Raw genomic sequence first — 2,790 nt, forward strand, 5'->3', positions numbered from 1 at the left:
TAAAATTAGGCATCCCGGAATACAAGGCATGGCAACATGCTAACACCCGGAAGGGTTACTGGCACACCGCCAACAGTTGGATACTGTCCACGACAGCCACTAACACCCGGTTGAGAGATGCGGGCTTTCTATTCTTCACGGACTGTTACCTGAATGCGCGTTTACTAAATTAGGGAACCGCCGTATACCGAACGGTACGTACGGTGGTGGGAGAGGTCGGCGTAGGAACTAATCCTACGCCACCTACTCGATTGACCAGTTAACCAGCTGATCAGTTAACCAGTTGACGAGTTGACGAGTTGACGAGGAAAGGCGGGAGTTCGCGATCAGGAACTATGAACTCAATACTAACAAGCTTAATAACCTACGAATCAAATAACTTAAACCAAGAACCGAAAAACTGCTTTACAAACTGGTCAACTGGTTAACTGGTCAACTCGTCAACTAATTAATATCCTTCCCTTCCTGCAAAGTGGCAATCATTTTCTCCACATTCATCTTATTCCCATTATCCGGTGCTTTGGCCAGGGCCTTCTGGGCAAAGCCTAATGCTTTTTTATAATCGCCAACCGCTGAATAACCCCTGGCCATGCCTACCTGGGTAGTGAAGTCATTCGGGTTTTTGTCGTAGTTTATTTTAAACACATCGAAGGCTTCCTTGCTTTTTTTCTGTTGCAATAACTGGCGCGCATAATTGTGCAATTGAATTACGGTACCCATTGCCAACGCTTCTTTCATCAGTGCATCGGCTTCTGCATCTTTACCGAACTTCTTTAAATAGTTGGCCTTGGTAGAGAGTGTAACAAAATTCTTTTGGCCAATGAATTGTAAGTTGATGGCATCATCAGCCCATTGCATACCTTCATCCAGATCGATGTTGTTTTGCAAACAGAATTGTGCCGCCTGGTTGTAGCTTGGCCAGCCTGGGTTGAAAGCCTTTTCGCCACGCAGCTCACGCCGGAATGACTCCAGCTGAAGGTTGTTATAATCGGTTTCTATTTTAAAAGGGATCTTCAGTTTTTCCCAAACCAACGCAACGGTAGCGCCGGTAGCTGTTTCGTTCTCAAACTCGTACGTTAACCACTCCACGCTTTTATCGATGGGTTGGGGTTTTACTTTCACGCGTAAGGCATCTTCTTTTTGTTCATAATAAAAACTGCCCCAGGAGGTGGAATTCTTTGAAAAGATCACGGTGCATTCTTCCGGATCATAAGCAATAAAGAACCCGTATTTGCCAGCTGGCAGTGCCTGTCCTTCAATGCTAACCGGAGTTGAAAATTCAATAGTGGTATTTTCATTGGCGCCTGCCCGCCAGGGCGCTGCTTTACTGGTGCCAAAGCCCTGATCGATAAAGCCTTTGGGCACCAGTTCGCCCCAGATCTTTCCTTCACGGCCCTTAACGCCCGGCCGGTCGTAATTAATAGTAACATCGGTGATGCCGATGCGTTCGCCCACCATGGCTTTTTTATTGCCACCTGAAGGCGGTATTAATAACTGTGAGTAAGAAACGATATAGCAAGTCAATGCTAAACAAGCAATCAATAGCTTTTTCATGTCAGTTAGTTTTGAAATTTAAACTACGTAGTATTTCAAAGCTACTGCCTGGAATTTATATATGTGGTTATAAGATAGGATGGTGTAAAGAAAAAAGCCAGTCCCTATGGAACTGGCTTCTATAATAAATTGTCCTGAGCGGAGTGGAAGGACTATTTTCCTTTCTTTCCAAACAACCTTCTAAAGAAACCTTTCCTCTTCTTTTCATCAGCAGGTAATGCGGTGTCTTTAGGCAGCTGATTCCTGGTGCTGGTGGCTTCTTTCAACACCTTTTGTTCTTCCATAGCCTCTTTAGATTCGGTTGGAACGTTCTGGGTGTCGGGTTTGCCTAAGTAAGCATCGGCAGCGCCATTGCCCACGTCTGCACCTTCGGCGCCGGGAGGTGGTGTATGTTCTATATACGTATCAATATCAGAGAACTGTTCATTGCGCATATTTTCAGGCGCCACAAACTTGGCCTGTTTGTCGAGTCCCAGGGTTTTATCAGCAAAAGCCCGGGCAAAGAAGGCTTCCCAAATAGGTCTGGCAGCGGCGCCACCATAACCCAGGCCACCTTCAAGGCGAATGAAGCGGTCATCGCAACCGATCCAAACGCCGGCAAGTAACTGTGGTGTATAACCAAAGAACCAGGCATCGGAGTTATCGTTGGTAGTACCGGTTTTACCACCCATTTCAGCAACCCCCAGGCGGCCACGTAGGCCGGCGGCGGTACCAAAATCAACAGGACCCTGCATCATGCGGGCCATGGTATAGGCAGTTGACTGACTAATCACTTCTTTACGTTCTGTATCAAAACGGGCCAGCACATTGCCATTCTTGTCTTCAATGCGGGTAATGTATACTGGTTTTATGCTAAAGCCGCCTGTAGGGAACATACTGTAGCCCCACATCATTTCATACAACGACAGCTCGCAGGTACCTAAACTAATAGAAGGGTAGGGCTGCACCTTGGTGGGGATGTTGATCTCATGTATAAACTCGGCAAACCGTTTGGGCGTTGTTTGTTTTATGATATACGCTGCTACTTCATTTATAGAATAAGCCAAACCGGTAGCCATAGTGCGCATTCCGCTTATTTTAGGATTTGGCTTGGCTGGTACATAACCAGAACCGGGAAAGTATTGCTGTGTGGCTTCGCACATGGTTTCAGGCGTAAAGCCATATTCTGAAATGGCCAGTGCGTATAAAAATGGTTTTATGGAAGAACCTACCTGCCGTTTTGTTTTCAGGTTGGCA

2 protein-coding genes are annotated in these 2,790 nt (G+C 46.3%); both read right to left on the reverse strand.

The genetic code is table 11. From position 1 onward, the window contains the following. Window positions 1-444 precede the first annotated feature (444 nt). Window positions 445-1,554: a DUF2911 domain-containing protein gene (locus ACJ751_RS04780; RefSeq protein WP_407744233.1), complete on the reverse strand. Its 1,110-nt coding sequence runs from the start codon at window positions 1,552-1,554 to the stop codon at window positions 445-447. Window positions 1,555-1,706: 152 nt separating this feature from the next. Beyond that, window positions 1,707-2,790 (reverse strand): penicillin-binding transpeptidase domain-containing protein (locus tag ACJ751_RS04785; RefSeq protein WP_407744234.1); only part of this gene is annotated, 1,084 nt, incomplete at its 5' end.

Origin of the sequence: Niastella sp. (assembly GCF_045805085.1) — a bacterium.
In the GTDB taxonomy this organism is placed as follows: domain Bacteria; phylum Bacteroidota; class Bacteroidia; order Chitinophagales; family Chitinophagaceae; genus Niastella.

Bases quoted from the DNA above. Each gene is read 5' to 3' on its own strand.
- ACJ751_RS04780 (WP_407744233.1), bottom strand. From the start codon at position 1,554: ATGAAAAAGCTATTGATTGCTTGTTTAGCATTGACTTGCTATATCGTT.